Genomic DNA, 17,211 nt, shown 5'->3' on the forward strand with positions numbered 1-17,211 from the left:
GTTTTATTTCAGATCAATATGGATTTAATCATTAATCATCTTTTTTATTTTCATCTGTACTGTCTTTAACCGGTACTGTCCATAGCGATTCAGGAGCGACATCATTCATTATGTGATTAAATAACCCAACCACATAACGCTGGACTTCAATTTGTTGTGACATAAGATTTTCACCACCGCGTGTTAATGCACTTAACACAATAGTGATTGTTTCAGCACTGCCATGCATTTGGCGTGTCAAAACAAAAGATGCATTGACCGGTTGTTGTTCATCTTTACGAGTAATAATCGCACCATTGATTTTAATAGTTGTACTATCGCTTGAACTTATCTGAATATTCTGTTTGTTTAAAGTATTCGGGATATTATTCCAAATGCCATAACTGACAGGCACATTAAAGTTGACCGTACCATTTTTATAAACTACAAAAGCATCTGGAATAGTAGAGATAGTTAATTCTGGTGGACGAATATCCAACTGTTTACCGACCGCACCTTCAACATTATTATTAATAACATAATATTCACCCACCTCTTGTGGTACGGAAACGCCTTTAGGAATAATTAACGATTTTAAAGCGGGTGCATTGAGATAATCTTCATTGCTATCAACCTCGCGTTTATAACGTTGATCGTTACTACATCCAACAACAAACATAGAAGTAATAACCGATAAAACAGCTATTTTCTTTAAGGTTTTGCTTTTCAATTCAGTTTTATTCAACATAGATTTCTGCTTTTTAATTAAGGTTATAGTCAATATTAAAGTAATTTAGCATCTTTCAATGCTTGCTCAACCACTGGGATAGATGCGTCACTCAATTGCACTAGCGGTAAACGGATAGTACCATTAGCCATTAAACCTAAGCGAGTACACGCCCATTTAGCTGGCGTTGGATTAGGCTCTATAAATAAATGGGTATGTAGTGCCATTAGAGAATCGTTCAAATTTCTTGCTTGTTGGATTTGGTTGTTAAACGCCAATTCACAAACGGTTGCGACTTGTTTTGCCGCTACATTAGCTGTGACCGAAATAACACCGTCACCACCTAAAATAATAAAGTCTAAGAAAGTTGCATCATCTCCACTTAATAACTTAAAGTCATCGCCAACTAATTTACGTGTCTTATAAACGCGAGATAGATCACCTGTTGCATCTTTTAGTGCAATAATATTTTTAATTTTAGCTAATCGTCCAACCGTTTCAGGTTTAATGTCGCTACATGTACGACCAGGAACATTATAAATAATTTGTGGTAATGGCGAGCTTTCGGCAATAGCTTTGAAATGTTGGTATAAACCTTCCTGAGTTGGTTTATTATAATAAGGCGCTACGGTTAAACAGCCAACCACACCAATATTTTCAACTTGACGCGTCAATTCAATTGCCTCTTTAGTGGCATTTGAACCGGTACCAGCAATAATATCGATTCGACCTTCTGCATAATCGATAGTGCGCTTAATAACATCAATATGTTCATTATGATCGAGCGTTGCTGATTCGCCAGTAGTTCCCACAGATACAATGGCAGATGTGCCGTTTGCAATATGATATTCGACCAATTTTTTTAAGCTTACATGGTCGACATTTCCTTTCGTATCCATTGGGGTAACAAGTGCGACCAAACTTCCTGTAAACATAAAGTGACCTCTCATATTATTGATAGTAAAACAACTTAAAGATTAAAAAAACTGCGAATAAGTATGCGATATTTCTTATTTAAATTCAACTTTTGTTATGCAGGATTATCAATATCCACAAAAATAATTTGTAAGTCATAGTGGCTGGCTAACCATTCACCTAATTTTTTAATGCCATAACGTTCAGTTGCATGATGACCGGCGGCATAAAAATTAATGCCATATTCTCGTGCGATATGAATTGTGCGTTCAGATACTTCACCAGTAAAAAACGCATCGACACCTAGCTGGGCGGCCGATTCAATATAATCCTGTCCCCCGCCACTACACCATGCAACTCGGTTAATCACTGTGGGGGCATTATCTCCACAAAATAAAACAGAACGACGGCCATCATGAAGTTTTTGTTCAAGTTGTTGTTTAAATTCAAGCGCAGTTAAAGGACTATTGAGTGTCCCTTTAAAAAGTAAATCGGTAATATCATCACGCGCATCAACCGTAATATCAAACAGGTTCCCAAGTAACACATTATTGCCCAATACTGGGTGACCATCTAATGGAAGATGGTAACTATATAAATTAATATCGTGACTGAGTAAAGTCTTCATTCGATTATATTTAATGCCAGTGATAGTTTCAGGCTCGTTCTTCCAAAAATAACCATGATGAACCAACACCGCATCGGCACAAAGTTCGACCGCTTTATCTAACAACAATTGACAAGCCGTTACCCCAGTAACAATTTTCTTAATTTCTGATCGACCTTGGACTTGTAAGCCATTCGGTGCATAGTCACGATATCGCGACACTTGTAATTCATTATTGATGATCTGTTGAAGTTCTAATTGATGCATAACAACCTCTATGCGAATTGAGTATCATTGTTAGTGATTTTCCGAAGTACTTCAGGATGAGTATCTGCAAATTTTAATCAACAATTTTGCTGACCGCTATGGTTTACCGCCTTCCTTGTCTCCAGCCTTATATCGTTTTTTTAGATATACCGAGTAAGTTAACAAACTCTTACTGGCTCATAGCTGTTTTTTGTCTAGCTTCGGCGATGGAGGTTAATTTCACTCTAATGGTTTTACTATTTTACTTAGTTAACATCTTATCCACTAAAGTACTTAGACGTTTGCCGAGTTTTTCATCAGTACAAATACCAGCTTCCTGAAATTTTCTATTTTTTACTATAGTTAAATTCCTTCAATATTGAGAGTATCATCTACCATATTGGGTAAATATGAGCTTCTCAATAATCAAACCATTGTACCTCATTGACGTATAACCTCAACTACTATTCCGCGATACGAATAATATATTGTGATTAAACAATATAATGGTTAATAAAACATCAAAAATCGACTTACTTACAATTTAAAATTCATTTTAACCTAATTACATGATAAATTGTCGCATCTTTAAAAAATAACATTGATAAAAAAAGAGAATTATTGTGCCTATTTTTGGAATTGGTTTAAGTACGCTTTTTGCGGTATTTTTTGCGATTCATGCGATAAAAAACAACCAGGATCGTTATTGGATATATCTTTTATTTATGTTTCCTGTTGTTGGGTGTCTTGCTTATTTTTTTGTTTGCTACTTACCTGATATTCGGGCAACCCGCACTGGTTATGAAATTGAATCATTGTTACGAAAAGCCATCGATCCACAACGTGAACTACGTGAAGCGCAGAATAATTATGACTTGTCACCAACCGTCGATGCCCAGGTTCGTTTAGCAAAAGCGCTGGTCGACAATAATCGCGCTAATGAGGCCCTAGCCTATTATCAACAAGCTTTATCAGGCATTTATAAAACCGCACCAGACATCTTGTTACAATATGCTAATGCGTTATATCAAGATAAACAATTTAGCAAAGCCAAAGAAACACTCGACTACCTTCGTGAAACCAACCCTAACTACTATTCGGATGAAGGCCATCTACTTTACACTAAAATTCTGGTTTCGCTCAATCAAATTGAGCAAGCCAAAGAGGAGTTTGAAGCACTTATTGATTACTATCCAAGCTTTGAAGCTATCTCTTACTATTTGCAAACACTGATTGATTGGAATGAGATTAATAAAGCAAATCAAGTTTTACAAATTATCGATCACCGCTTAAAGCATTTACCTAAACATGCTAAAAAACTTAACAATCAATGGATTAGAGAGATTAATCAATCACGACAAAAATTGAGTTCAATTGACCGTCAATAATTTATTGATAACGGATTTAATCTATGTTTAATGATTTAAATTGATTCTAGTCGAAATAGCTAAAAACTGGCATAATATCATTAATTCTCGTAAAAATAAGACAACTATTGTGCCGAACGCTAAATTATGTGAACGTTTTCGTGGATTTTATCCAGTCGTTATTGATATTGAAACTTCAGGTTTCGATCCCCAGCAAAATGCAATCTTAGAAATTGCCGCCATCACTTTAAAAATGGATGACGATGGTTTTTTATTGCCGGATCAAACCTTACAATTTAACGTCAATCCTTTTGAAAACGCCATTTTAGAGCCAACCGCTTTAGCCTTTAACGGCATTGATCCTGATAACCCTTTACGTGATGCCGTTGATGAAAAAGTCGCATTAGAAGCAATATTCAAAGTGGTTAGAACAGGCATTAAAGAAAATGAGTGTACCCGAGCGGTGATTGTTGCCCATAATGCCCATTTCGATCACCGTTTTTTAATGGCTGCATCAGAGCGAGCGGGGATTAAACGTAATCCTTTTCACCCTTTTGCCACTTTTGATACTGCTTCACTTTGTGGATTAGTATTTGGTCAAACCGTGCTTGCCAAAGCCTGTGAAGCAGCACAAATTCCTTTCGATCATAAACAAGCTCATAGCGCTTTATATGACACCGAAAAAACTGCGATTCTATTTTGTGAAATCGTGAATCGTTTTAGACGATTAGGAGGTTGGCCATTAGCGGTTGATGAGTCGGAAAATGAAGAATAGTAAGATTCCATATCAAGAAATAAAAAAGAGAGCTTGAATGCTCTCTTTTTTTGCATCATCAATTATAATTTATGCTTTTCAGCTGTCTCTTTAATTAATGTTTGTAATTCACCAGCTTGGAACATCTCAAGCATAATATCACAACCACCAATCAACTCGCCTTCAACCCAAAGTTGTGGAAAGGTTGGCCAATTAGCAAATTTTGGCAATTCAGCACGAATATCCGGATTTTGTAAAATATCAACATACGCAAACGGCACACCACATTGCGATAACACCTGCACCGCTTGAGCAGAAAAACCACAACTTGGTAATTTTGGCGACCCTTTCATATACAGTAGAATTGGATTTTCAGCAATTTGCCGTTTAATCTTATCAAGCGTTGTCAATTCAGTTGTCATTAGGTTGATTCCTTAATATACGATAAAAATAAAGACGCTATTTTAGCGTAGAACAATTGCAAGTTATATAGATTTCAACTTTCACTCTAATAGATAAATATAACTTAATGGGCATTTTTTTTATTGAGGACTAATTTTAACAAAATGATAGCTAAAAAAACGAATTGTTCAAATTTTTAACGTTAAAACCTTTTCTTAAATATTAACCATCTCAAATTAACGGTCACATCAGTTTTTCATATTGTTACTGTTGTTTAACTAATTATTAGTGTTTATTTCTATAGTTCTTTTTTGACCAAAACTAAGGTACAGTACAAAGACCTCGGAGTAGTATATCGCTGGAATGCGAATTGATATGACCATTATTTGAGTGAACGGAAAAATACCCTCCCATATTTGAAGAATCAATCGTCCAGTAGTTATGATTGTCTTGTTGATTACCATTATAATAGTCCATATAACCCCACTCAGAGAAGAATCCTGCAGCGATTATACGTTGATAATTATTACCGTTTGACGGTGGAGTAGCGCCAACCGAACTCTGACAAGAAGGGCTGCTCCATGGTCCAGCACAAATCGAATTAGTTAAATCTTTAACATGAGGAAGCCGGTATCCTATATTGTTACACCAGGATAAGGTACTATCATAAGTGTAATAGTTATGATCACCACGATTAACATACCACTGTTTTAATTGAAAGCCATATTTAACCACTACATTCCCGTTGCTATCTCTACCTACTAGCTCAAATGTTTGTGGTAGTACAGGTTTGGCAACTCGTCCTGGTGTATTTGAGTTAAATTGTGAATCTTTAGCGGCGGGTCCCGTTAATGTCACGGTAACTCGTGAACCCGTAGAATCAGGTGTTATCTCAGCTTTGATACCCTCATGTTCAACCTCATCCCATCTTAAAGGTCTAGCCCCACCTATATCTAACTCAAAATACAATTTATTCATTCCTGTGGTAGGAAAATTCATAGCATAAGATGATAATGTTGTAGACTGAGGAATAAAACCTTTATTAATGTTCCACATTGAAGATGGCCCACGAAAATCAATACCACTAATTTCGGTATTTGAACCATAAGCTAATTGTGGTCTGACAAAACAAATTTTTGGTTCTATCTTAGGATTAATGTAATACGTCGCATGACTACCCGTAAAAAGACTCCGATTAGGAATACCATATTGAGTTGTTAATTCACCACTGGTACTAATTAATGTTAGTTTATATGGTGCTCTACATATATCCAAAGCTGCATTACGTGATACTGTTTGGCTATCCTTATCAGTGATAGTTAAACTTAAATTACCGGTTGCTGAAATACCCAGAAGACCATGACCATCACCATCATCATCTCCCCAAAAATTATACGGCGAACCTATCACTGAATTTAATGCGATCGAATCATTATCAATCGGAATATACATATTAACATTAGCTAATGTTTCACCCAGATTTGGCAAAATTATTGGTTTGATTGACGAATTATTATTGGCTGTATATTTTTTTCCATCAGATAAACTGATACTTAATAAATAGTTGGTATTATTAACTCGAGTTTGACCGCCATCGAAGGTTAAATAAGGTGCATTTCCTTGAATAATATTCGTTGTATAAGCCGATAAAGCTTGGCAACTAATTGAAAACGATAGGAATAGCAGTGGTGCTACAGCTAAATAAATCCTTGAAAATAAAGATAAAGTATAAGAGATATTTAAAAATCGATGAAAAAACGGACTATAGGAGAATTTTAAACGTTGGTCACCTGAATTAGCTAACTTTATAATATAGGTTAGACAGGTTGGGTGTTGGGTGTTGGGTGTTTAAAATTATATTGCATTTCGACATTCCTGTCAAGTAATCTACTGATTTATTTGTTTTTTTATACTTCTCATTGATAATTTCAACCGTTTACATTAAACGGTTGAAAAAGTATAGTGACTGAAAAATCAATATGCAATATTTTTTTATTTTTAATTGTTAACTTTCGTAAAGATGATCATTTAAGTCGCTAAAATGACAACCTCTAATGTTCATTCTAACTAAAAAATAAGGGTTAAGGGTAGACGCAAAGTATGCCGCCGTTATTATCAGTTCTATCCACGCCTCCACCGGACCAAACTATAAGATGGCTATAAGAGTTGAATTCTTCAATCGTCCAATACCAATCCTTACTGAAGTTAGTACCTGGGTAATATTCTATTGGCCCCCACTCAGTGAGGAACCCTGCATCAATATTACGTTGATAATGATTACCGGATGATGCAGGTGTAGCACCCACAACACCTTGACAGTAAACCTCTTGACAAGTCGCGTTAGTTAACTCTTTTACTTTAGGCAACCGATATCCAATATTAGTACACCAAGATGTTTTAGCATACAAGTATTTTTCATTACCACGACTGACGAACCACTGTTTTAAAACAAAACCATACTTAACGACTTCGTTATTATTATTGTCAAAGCCGACTAGCTCAAATACCTGAGGTAAAGATGGCTTAACTATATTGCCCGGATTATTTGAATCCCATTGTTCTTTTTCAGTAAAAGGACCTTCCAGGGTGACTCGAACGCTGGTATTTGTTGAATTAGTCATCGTCGCCTTAATATCACCATCAGGTGAAACCGTCTTCCACGTTAAAGGTTGAGCAACACCACCTATTTCTAGATCAAAATATAAACCATTAGCTCCCGTAGTAGGAAAATTTGAACCATAAGACGACGGCGTAACTGACTGAGGAAAAAATCCCCTATTATGGAGCCAAATAGAAGCAGGGCCAGCAAGATGACCAGTACCAGATTCGTTACTTGCGTAGGGTTTAGCAAAACAAATCACTGGTGGTGCCTTAGGATTAATATAATAACTGACATTATTTGCACTAAAATGACTTTCATTCGGTACACCATAACGTGTTTTTAATGTACCACCAGTATTAGATAACGTTAATTTATAAGGGGCATTACAAATTGTTAACACGGTATTGCGTGATACAGCCTGATTATTTTTATCAACAATGGATAAGCTTAAACTACCAGTAACAGTTATACCATTAATCCCCTGACCATCGCCATCATCATCACCCCAATAATTATAAGGGGGGCCAATAAGTGAACTTAATGCAATAGAATCTGTATTGGTTGGCACTAACATACCAATATCCAGAAAACTCTGACCGGCAACAGGTAAAACGATAGGATTGTCTCTTGAATTATTCGTTGCGGGAGTGAATGTGCTACCATCAGAAAGAGATATTCTAAGTAACGCGTCAATATTCGTTGCTTGAGAACGACCGCCGTCAAAGGTTAAATATGGGGCACTACCGTTGATTTTATTCGAAGTTATAGACGTTAACGCATAGATAGAATAAGAAGTTATTAACGGCAAAACAAACGTTAACCCTAAAAGTAGCTGCCGGTATAAAAAGGAACGTTGCAAGAATTGCAATAAAATTCCTGTAATTTCATGCAATTTCGATAAAAAATAAATTACGGTGAAAAATAAAGTTTGTGAGTTTAACTTTGACGAATTTAAATTAGAAGTTATCCATGTTGTGTGTTGTGTGTTGTGTGTTTAAAATTATAAATCATTCCGACGTTCCTGTCAATTAACTTTATGTTTAATTTGCATTTTATAACTCTGACGGGCTAAATTATAGCCGTTCAATTCCTTTAAAAGGTTAAAATAGTATAAAGACCAAAAAATATCCCCGCAATCTATTTTCATCGATTAATGGTTAAATTCCGTAAAGATGATCATTTAAGTCGCTAAAATGACAACCTCTAATGTTCATTCTAACTAAGGAATAAGAGCTAGGGGTAGACGCAAAGCAGGCCTATGTATTCAGTACTACTCCAACCCACGGATCCATCGTTCAAAACTATAAAATGGCTAAAACTGTTGAATTCTTCAATCGTCCAATACCAAAGCTTACTGAAGTTAGTACCTGGCTGATATTCTATTGGCCCCCACTCGGTGAGGAACCCTGCATCAATATTACGTTGGTAATGATTAGCGGATGATGCAGGTGTAGCACCAACAGCACCTTGACAGTGAGGACCTGAGTACAGTCCTTGACAAGTCGCGTTAGTTAACTCTTGTACTTTAGGCAACCGATATCCAATATTAGTACACCAAGATGTTTTAGCATACAAGTATTTTTCATTACCACGACTGACGAACCACTGTTTTAAAACAAAACCATACTTAACGACTTCGTTATTATTATTGTCAAAGCCGACTAGCTCAAATACCTGAGGTAAAGATGGCTTAACTATATTGCCCGGATTATTTGAATCCCATTGTTCTTTTTCAGTAAAAGGACCTTCCAGGGTGACTCGAACGCTGGTATTTGTTGAATTAGTCATCGTCGCCTTAATATCACCATCAGGTGAAACCGTCTTCCACGTTAAAGGTTGAGCAACACCACCTATTTCTAGATCAAAATATAAACCATTAGCTCCCGTAGTAGGAAAATTTGAACCATAAGACGACGGCGTAACTGACTGAGGAAAAAATCCCCTATTATGGAGCCAAATAGAAACAGGGCCAGCAAAATTACCAGAACCAGAATTGTTACTTGCGTAGGGTTTAGCAAAACAAATCACTGGTGCTGCCTTAGGATTAATATAATAACTGACATTACTTGCGCTAAAATGACTTTCATTCGGTACACCATAACGTGTTGTTAGGGTACCATCAGTGTTAGATAACGTTAATTTATAAGGCGCACTACAAACCTTAAGCTCTTCATTACGGGCAACCGGTTGGTTATTTTTATCAACAATAGATAAACTTAAACTACCAGTAACAGTTATACCATTACCCTCTTGACCATCGCCATCATCATCACCCCAATAATTATAGGGAGGACCAATAAGTGAACTTAATGCAATAGAATCCGTATTGGTTGGCACTAACATACCAATATCCGCAAAACTCTGACCTGCAACAGGTAAAACGATAGGATTGTCTTTTGAATTAGGAGTTGCGGGAGTGAATATGCTACCATCAGAAAGAGATATTCCAAGTAACTCATCAATGTTGGTTGCTTGAGAACGACCACCGTCAAAGGTTAAATATGGGGCACTACCGTTGATTTTATTCGAAGTTATAGACGTTAACGCATAAATAGGATAAGAAGTTATTAACGGCAAAACAAACGTTAACCCTAAAAGTAGCTGCCGGTATAAAAAGGAACGTTGCAAGAATTGCAATAAAATTCCTGCAATTTCACGCAATTTCGATAAAAAATAAATTACGGTGAAAAATAAAGTTTGCGAGCTTAACATTGCCAAATTTAAATTAGAGGTTATCCATGTTGAATGTTGAATGTTGAATGTTGAATGTTGAATGTTGAAAATTATAAATCATTTTGACGATCCCGTCAATTAACTTTATGTTTAATTTAAATTTTATAATTTTGGCCGACTAAACTATAGCCGTTCAATTCATTTAAAAGGTTAAAATAGTATAAAGATCCAAAAATATCCCCCGCAAAGTTTTTAATCTTTTTATTATCAATTTTTGTAAAGAAGATCATTGAATTAACCGCATATCGAAACATAATATACTGTGGCTAAACAAAATAATAACGCCTGTATTCTCGCCACAAATAGTCACTCTTAATGATAAAATTTATAATAAAAAAACGCACCTTAGTTTAATTATTAACTATTTTGATAATTTAGTGACTGACTTTGATAATTTCGAGGAGAATTATAAAGTACAAAAATCCCTTTCCTTAGCTGGTTTGTTAGCACAAACATCGCACCTCAATAATACCCCCTGTTGGGGTAGATAATTAAATTGTTCTACAACATCGCCGTAATCCAGCATTCGGATATTGAATTTATGAATTAATTATTAATACTTAACTCATTTAGTTTTTTAGTCAGTAGGAATAGGTGCATGATCTGTTACGCAAAATGCCGTTCTTAGGAAAATGTTAGGAGCATATCCATAAATGCCGCCACCTTGATGGCCTACAAGAAAACCATAGGTTATATTGTTATATTCAACTGTTCTCCCCGTCCAATAGCCTGCCCTTGGATCAATACTTTCATCATATTTCGATATTATTCCCCATTCAGCTAAAAGACCCCCGCCGATTTTACGGTGGTAATTATTACCTAATGAGAGAGGTTTAATACCAGATTGGGCTCGGCAACTACCATCAACAGTTGAATCGATTGTATGCGAGCAATACGCGTTAGTTAAATCCGTAATATCTGAAAGTTTGTATCCTACTTTTTCACACCATGATTTTTGTGCATGAGCAAATGCAACTCCAGGTACAGGATTAGGATTATTATCCTCATCAGTTAGGTCAGACACAAGTTGATCATCTTCCGCACTTCGTTTCTTATCTCCTCGATAAACGAACCACCGCTGCAAATTAAAACCATACTTGACGACTTCTCTATTATTACTGTCACGACCAATTAACTCAAATACCTTAGGTAAAGATGGCTTCTTGATGATAACACCCGGCTCCGGATCTCTTATTTGTGAATAAGTCGCAGAAGGTCCAGTTAGGGTGACGCGAACACTGTTTTTTGTTGAATTGTTCATGGTTGCAGTAATTCCATCATGAGAAACATTTTCCCAAATTAAGGCTTGATCATTACCAGCAATAATCAAATCAAAATATAAATTATTAGCGCCAGTAGTCGGGAAGTTTTTATTATATGTTGACTTTATGAAAAAGCCATTATTAGCATCCCATTCATTTTCGTTAGGCAGACCAGCATTGGGTCCTGTACCCTTCTCTAAATTTGGTCTCGCAAAACAGATTGAAGGTGTTGGCTTAGGATTAATATAATAAGTCACATTACTTGCGGTAAAATCAATACTTTTAGGAACACCATAACTCGTTTCTAATTTACCTTCTGTACTAGTTAATTTAACTCTATAAGGTGCATTACAAATCGTTGGAACGGTATTACGTGATATAACTTGATTATTTTTATCAACAATAGACAAACTTAAATTACCGGTGGCTGTTATACCATTAAGGCCTTGACCATCACCATCATCATCACGCCAATAATTATAAGGTGCGCTAATAAGAGAATTCAATTCAATTGAATCTGAGTCAGCAGGTATCACCATACCAATATCAGCAAAACTCTGACCAAAATTAGGTAAAACAATAGGACTTGTTTGACTTGAAGTATTGGTTGCAGGGGTATATTTATCCCCATTAGAAAGGGAGATTTCAAGTAGACCATCGGCATTTATTACTGGCGTACGACCATCGTCAAAAGTTAAATATGGTGCACTACCATTAATTACATTCGTAGTTTTAGACGTTAATGCATGGCTAGAATAGGCAGTTATTATCGAACAACTAAACATTATCCCCAGAAAGAATCGATATAAGGATTTCGATAAAAAATTGTTTTTGACGAAAAATAAAAGTTGGGAACTTGATTTTAACGAATTTAAATTATAGGTTGGCCATGTTGGTTGTTGGTTGTTGGTTGTTTAAAATTATAAACCATTTTTATGCTCTCTGTCAATTAACTTCATGTTTAATTTACATTTTACAATTCTAACTGACTAAAATATAGTCGATAATTACCTTTAAAATTCCGCGATAGTATAAAGATCGAAGAAAACCTCCGCAATCTGTTTTCATCGATTAATTGTTAACTTTTGTAAAGATGTTCATTAAAGGCGCTAAAATTGCATCGTCTAAGGTTTATTCTAATTGAAGGATAAGTATTTTAACTATCCTAACAATACTAACCGTTATGACGATGAAAAATTTTTTTTGAGCGAAAAATAGTTGTTTTTATGCGTATATAAAAAGAATCTTGGATTTTTGGTCGGTTTTAGAACTATAAACAGTGTATTCTTCAACTTTAAGTTGCTTTATTTAATTCTTCAGTTTCGATGAAGTTTTAATAATTTAATCTCTAGAATCATAAATTACCTCCGTTACTTATATACGTTTACTGTAAAAAACACCATCCTCAAATATATAAATCAGCCCAATTAGAACGGATGGCTGATTTGCGTTAATGTCATAAAATCGCTATTTATCACCCATTTCGTCAACACCATTGCCTTCGCTAGGAGAATCCTAACTTTACTTTTGCTTGTTCCCGACCAGACCAAAGCTTAAGATCTAAAAAATAAGGGTTAAGGATAAACGCAAATTACGCCCGTGGGAAAAGTACTCCAACTTACGGATCCATCGTAATTAACTATATAAAGGCCAGAAAAACTGGATTTATCAGCCGTCCAATTGTAAAACTCATTGAAGTTAGTACCAGGGTAAATACTTATTACCCCCCACTCGGGGATGAACCCTGCACCAATACTACGTTGAAAATAATTACCTGATGATGGTGGTGTACCACCAACAGTACCTTCAAAACTCGCGTTAGTTAAGTCTTTTACATTAGGCAGCCGATAATCACCAATTTTTTTACACCACGATGTTGCATCAACATACTCGTATGATCTGTTACCACGACTAACGAACCACTGTTTTAAAACAAAACCATACTTGAGGACTTCGTTATTATTATTGTCAAGGCCGACTAACTCAAATATCTGAGGTAAAGATGGTCTACCGATATTGCCAGGATTAGTTGAACCCCATTGAGTTTCATCAGTAGAAGGACCGGTCAGGGTGACTCGAACGCTAGTATTTGTTGAATTGGATATCGTCGCCTTAATATCACCATTAGGTGAAACCGCTTTCCAAGTTAAAGGTTGAACAACACCGCCTAAATCTAAATCGAAAGATAAATTATTAGCACCCGTAGTCGGAAAGTTTAAACCATAATTTGATGAAACAAATGACTGAGGCAAAAAACCCTTTCCGGCATACCAATCAGAACCAGCATAAATACCCCAACTGGTACTCGAGTAGGGTTTAACAAAACAAATCTTTGGTGCTGCCTTAGGATTAATATAATAACTGATATTACTTGCGCTAAAATGACTTTCATATGGTACACCATAACGGGTTTTTAGTGTACCTTCACTATTAGATAAGGTTAATTTATAAGGGGCATTACAAATTGTTAGCACGGTATTACGTGATACAGTCTGATTATTTTTATCAACAATGGATAAGCTTAACCTACCAGTAACAGTTATACCATTAATCCCCTGACCATCGCCATCATCATCCCCCCAATAATTATAGGGAGGGCCAATAAGTGAACTTAATGCAATAGAATCGGTATTCGTTGGCACTAACATACCAATATCCAGAAAACTCTGACCGGCAACAGGTAACTCAATAGGATTGTTATTTAAATTAGGGGTTGCGGGCGTGAATGTTCTACCATCAGAAAGGGATATCCCGAATAGCGGTTCGATATTAGTCACCCGGGTTTGACCACCGTCGAAAGTTAAATATGGCGCATTACCATTAATTACATTCAAAGTTTTAGTGGTTAAGGCAAGGCTAGAATAGGAAGTTATTAGCATCAAGCCAAACAATAGCCCTAAAAAGATCTGCTGGGATAAAACGCAACGATCTAAGGATCGCGATAAAATTCGCGTAATTCTATGCAATTTCAATGAAAAATAAATTGGCGTGAAAAATAAAGATTTGGTGCTTAATTTAGCCGAATTAAAATTATAGGTTGTCCATGTTGGGGGGTGGAAATTATAATCCATTTCGACGTTCCTGTCATATAACTTAATGTTTAATTTAAATTTTACATCTTTGAGCGACTAATCCACAGCCGCTCATTTCCTTTAAAAGGTTAAAATAGTATAAAGTTCGAAAAAAATCTCCGCAATCTATTTTCATCGATTAAAGGTTAGATTTAGTAAAGATGATCATTTAAGTCTCTAAAATGACAGACTCTAATGTTTATTATAACTAAGAAATAAGTACTTTACCTCTTCTTACAAACTTAAAGGATTTAACAATAAAAAATTTTGTTTTAGAGAAAAATAGTCGTTTTTATGCGTATATAAAAAGAATCTGGATTTTTGATCGGTTTTGAACTATAAAAATGCATTCTTCTACTTTAAGGTGCTTTATTTAATTCTTCAGTTTCCATGAAGTTTTAATAACTTAACCTCTAGAATGATAAATTTTGATAAATTCCCCCCGTTACTCATATACGTTTACTGTAAAAAACACCTTCCTCAAATATAAATCCGCTCAATTAGAGCGGATCGATAAATCATGTTAATGCCACAAATTCGGTTCTTATCACCCAGTTCGACAATACCATTATCTTTGTAAAGCAATTATTCTTTAGAATCCTAACTCTATTTTTCCTACCTCCTCACTTGCTTATGGATTAAGATCTAAGGAGTTAATGCTAAGGATAGACGCAAACCCCGTTGGTTGTATCACTAGTACCAAAGCTAGCTACATGGCCAAAGTACGTGCTAACAACAAAAAACAGATTATTCGAACTAAACGCATCACTTGTCCAATAGGGAGTGTTGGCGAAGTTGGCACCAGTATAATCGGTCAATGTCCCCCACTCCGTGAAGAAACCTGATCCAATGCGCCGCTGGTAATGATTAACAGGTGACGAAGGTATAGCACCGACAGCACCTTGACAATGAGGCCCCGAATAAGTTCCTCGACAAGCTGCGTTAGTTAAATCTTTAACCATAGCTAAACGGTAACCAATTTTTGTACACCAAGATGATAAACTAGAATAGTTATATTTATCAGTACCACGATTAACAAACCATTGCTTTAACTCAAATCCATATTTGACGACAGCATTACCATGACTATCACGACCAACTAACTCAAATACCAGAGGCAAAGATGGTCTATCGATATTATCCGGATTATTTGAACTCCATTGCGAGTCGATTGCAACTGGGCCAGTTAGGGTAACGCGAACGCTGGTATTAGTTGAATTGGTCATAGTTGCCGTAATACCATCGTGAGAAACTGGTGCCCAAGATAAGGCCTGATTAATACCACCAATATCTAAATCAAAATACAAATTATTAGCACCAGTAGTCGGGAAGTTTAAACCATAAGACGATGGCGTAACAGACTTGCGAAGAAAACCCTTATCAGGGTTCCAAATGGAAGCAGGACCTGCATAATTACCTGTACCATTATTCAAGTTAGGTTTTGCAAAACAGAGTGCTGGTGATGCTTTAGGATTAATATAATAACTGACATTACCTGCCGTAAAACGACTTTCATTAGGAACCCCATAACGTGTTTTTAATGTACCTTCAGTATTTGATAAGGTTAATTTATAAGGGGCATTACAAATAGTCAGCACTTCATTACGGGTAACAACTTGATTATTTTTATCGACAATGGATAAATTTAAACTACCCGTAGCGCTGATACCATTAACCCCTTGACCATCGCCATCGTCGTCACCCCAATAATTATAAGGCGTGCCAATAAGTGAACCTAATGCGATAGAATTTGTATTTGTTGGCACTAACATAGCAATATCCGCAAAGCTCTGACCATCAGTAGGTAAAACAATAGGATTGCCTAAACTTGAATTATTGGTTGTAGGCGTGTATTTATCACCATTCGAAAGGGATATCCCGAGCAAACCGTCGGTATTTGTTGCTTGGGTGCGACCACCATCAAAAGTTAAGTATGGTGGATTGCCATTAATTATATTCGTAGTTTTAGAGGTTAAAGCCCGGCTAGAATAGGAACTTATTAATAATAAACCAAATAAGAGCCCTAAAAAGATCTGCTGAGATAAAAAGGAACGATGCCAGAATGGTGATAAGTTCCGTGAAATTCTATGAAATTTCGATAAAAAATTAATTGGAGTGAAAAATAAAAGTTGCGAGCTTAACTTTAACAAATTTAAATTAGTTGGTTGTCCATGTTCTGTGTTCTGTGTTGAAAATTATAATGCATTTCGACAGCCCTGTCAAGTAATATCTTGATTTATTTATACTTTACACTTGCTATTTGAACTTAACCGTTTACATCAAACGATTAAAAAAGTATAGTGACTGGAAAAACACGATTCAACATTTTTTTATTTTTATTTGTTAACTATCGTAAAGAACAGATAAAAAGATTGGTATAATTTACCTTCTCATATAAATGGATTAAACGGTAACGGTTTATTTAATGCCATCGAAGTTAAAAAAGCTAAACATTAGCTTTAAAAACTGCAACTTATTAGAATAATAACAATAGAAAATTGTAGTTAATTACATTTTTTCCGCATTTTATAAAATAAGCTATTTTT

Annotated in this window: 12 protein-coding genes; 2 read left to right on the plus strand and 10 right to left on the minus strand. The window is 35.7% G+C overall.

Annotation, left to right across the window (positions count from 1 at the left end):
- Positions 1–31: 31 nt before the first annotated feature.
- From AC5LXV_RS11900 to AC5LXV_RS11910, 3 genes are all read right to left on the minus strand, one after another.
- Positions 32–727, minus strand: coding sequence for a hypothetical protein (locus AC5LXV_RS11900; protein WP_493466549.1), 696 nt, complete (start codon positions 725–727; stop codon positions 32–34).
- Between the two features lie 35 nt (positions 728–762).
- The gene (dapA, locus tag AC5LXV_RS11905; RefSeq protein ID WP_110433201.1) at positions 763–1,641 is read right to left on the minus strand and encodes a 4-hydroxy-tetrahydrodipicolinate synthase; all 879 of its coding nucleotides are present in this window, start codon (positions 1,639–1,641) and stop codon (positions 763–765) included.
- Between the two features lie 95 nt (positions 1,642–1,736).
- Complete coding sequence (locus tag AC5LXV_RS11910) at positions 1,737–2,495, minus strand: Nif3-like dinuclear metal center hexameric protein (protein ID WP_493461488.1); 759 nt, start codon at positions 2,493–2,495, stop codon at positions 1,737–1,739.
- Positions 2,496–3,097: 602 nt separating this feature from the next.
- Here AC5LXV_RS11910 and AC5LXV_RS11915 point away from each other — a divergent pair.
- Entirely contained in the window at positions 3,098–3,862 is a 765-nt protein-coding gene (locus AC5LXV_RS11915) for a tetratricopeptide repeat protein (RefSeq protein WP_493466550.1), read from the plus strand.
- A gap of 106 nt (positions 3,863–3,968) precedes the next feature.
- Entirely contained in the window at positions 3,969–4,616 is a 648-nt protein-coding gene (gene rnt, locus AC5LXV_RS11920; protein WP_110433539.1) for a ribonuclease T, read from the plus strand.
- A 62-nt stretch (positions 4,617–4,678) separates the two neighbouring features.
- Here rnt and AC5LXV_RS11925 read toward each other — a convergent pair whose 3' ends face one another.
- The 7 genes from AC5LXV_RS11925 to AC5LXV_RS11955 all read right to left on the minus strand — a co-directional run bounded on the left by AC5LXV_RS11925 (position 4,679) and on the right by AC5LXV_RS11955 (position 16,815).
- Positions 4,679–5,005 carry a Grx4 family monothiol glutaredoxin gene (locus tag AC5LXV_RS11925; protein WP_493467999.1) on the minus strand — a complete coding sequence of 109 codons (327 nt, stop codon included), beginning with the start codon at positions 5,003–5,005 and terminating at the stop codon, positions 4,679–4,681.
- 313 nt (positions 5,006–5,318) lie between these two features.
- Complete coding sequence (locus AC5LXV_RS11930; RefSeq protein WP_493466551.1) at positions 5,319–6,485, minus strand: hypothetical protein; 1,167 nt, start codon at positions 6,483–6,485, stop codon at positions 5,319–5,321.
- A gap of 593 nt (positions 6,486–7,078) precedes the next feature.
- Positions 7,079–8,407, minus strand: a complete 1,329-nt coding sequence (locus AC5LXV_RS11935; RefSeq protein WP_493466552.1) for a hypothetical protein — start codon at positions 8,405–8,407, stop codon at positions 7,079–7,081.
- Positions 8,408–8,832: 425 nt separating this feature from the next.
- Positions 8,833–10,176 carry a hypothetical protein gene (locus AC5LXV_RS11940; protein WP_493466553.1) on the minus strand — a complete coding sequence of 448 codons (1,344 nt, stop codon included), beginning with the start codon at positions 10,174–10,176 and terminating at the stop codon, positions 8,833–8,835.
- Positions 10,177–10,909: 733 nt separating this feature from the next.
- Complete coding sequence (locus tag AC5LXV_RS11945) at positions 10,910–12,379, minus strand: hypothetical protein (RefSeq protein ID WP_493466554.1); 1,470 nt, start codon at positions 12,377–12,379, stop codon at positions 10,910–10,912.
- A 789-nt stretch (positions 12,380–13,168) separates the two neighbouring features.
- Positions 13,169–14,665, minus strand: coding sequence for a hypothetical protein (locus AC5LXV_RS11950; protein ID WP_493466555.1), 1,497 nt, complete (start codon positions 14,663–14,665; stop codon positions 13,169–13,171).
- A gap of 659 nt (positions 14,666–15,324) precedes the next feature.
- On the minus strand, positions 15,325–16,815 hold the full coding sequence (locus AC5LXV_RS11955) for a hypothetical protein (protein WP_493466556.1): 1,491 nt from the start codon (positions 16,813–16,815) through the stop codon (positions 15,325–15,327).
- Positions 16,816–17,211 lie beyond the last annotated feature (396 nt).

This window comes from Gilliamella sp. LMG 34359 (genome assembly GCF_984569085.1).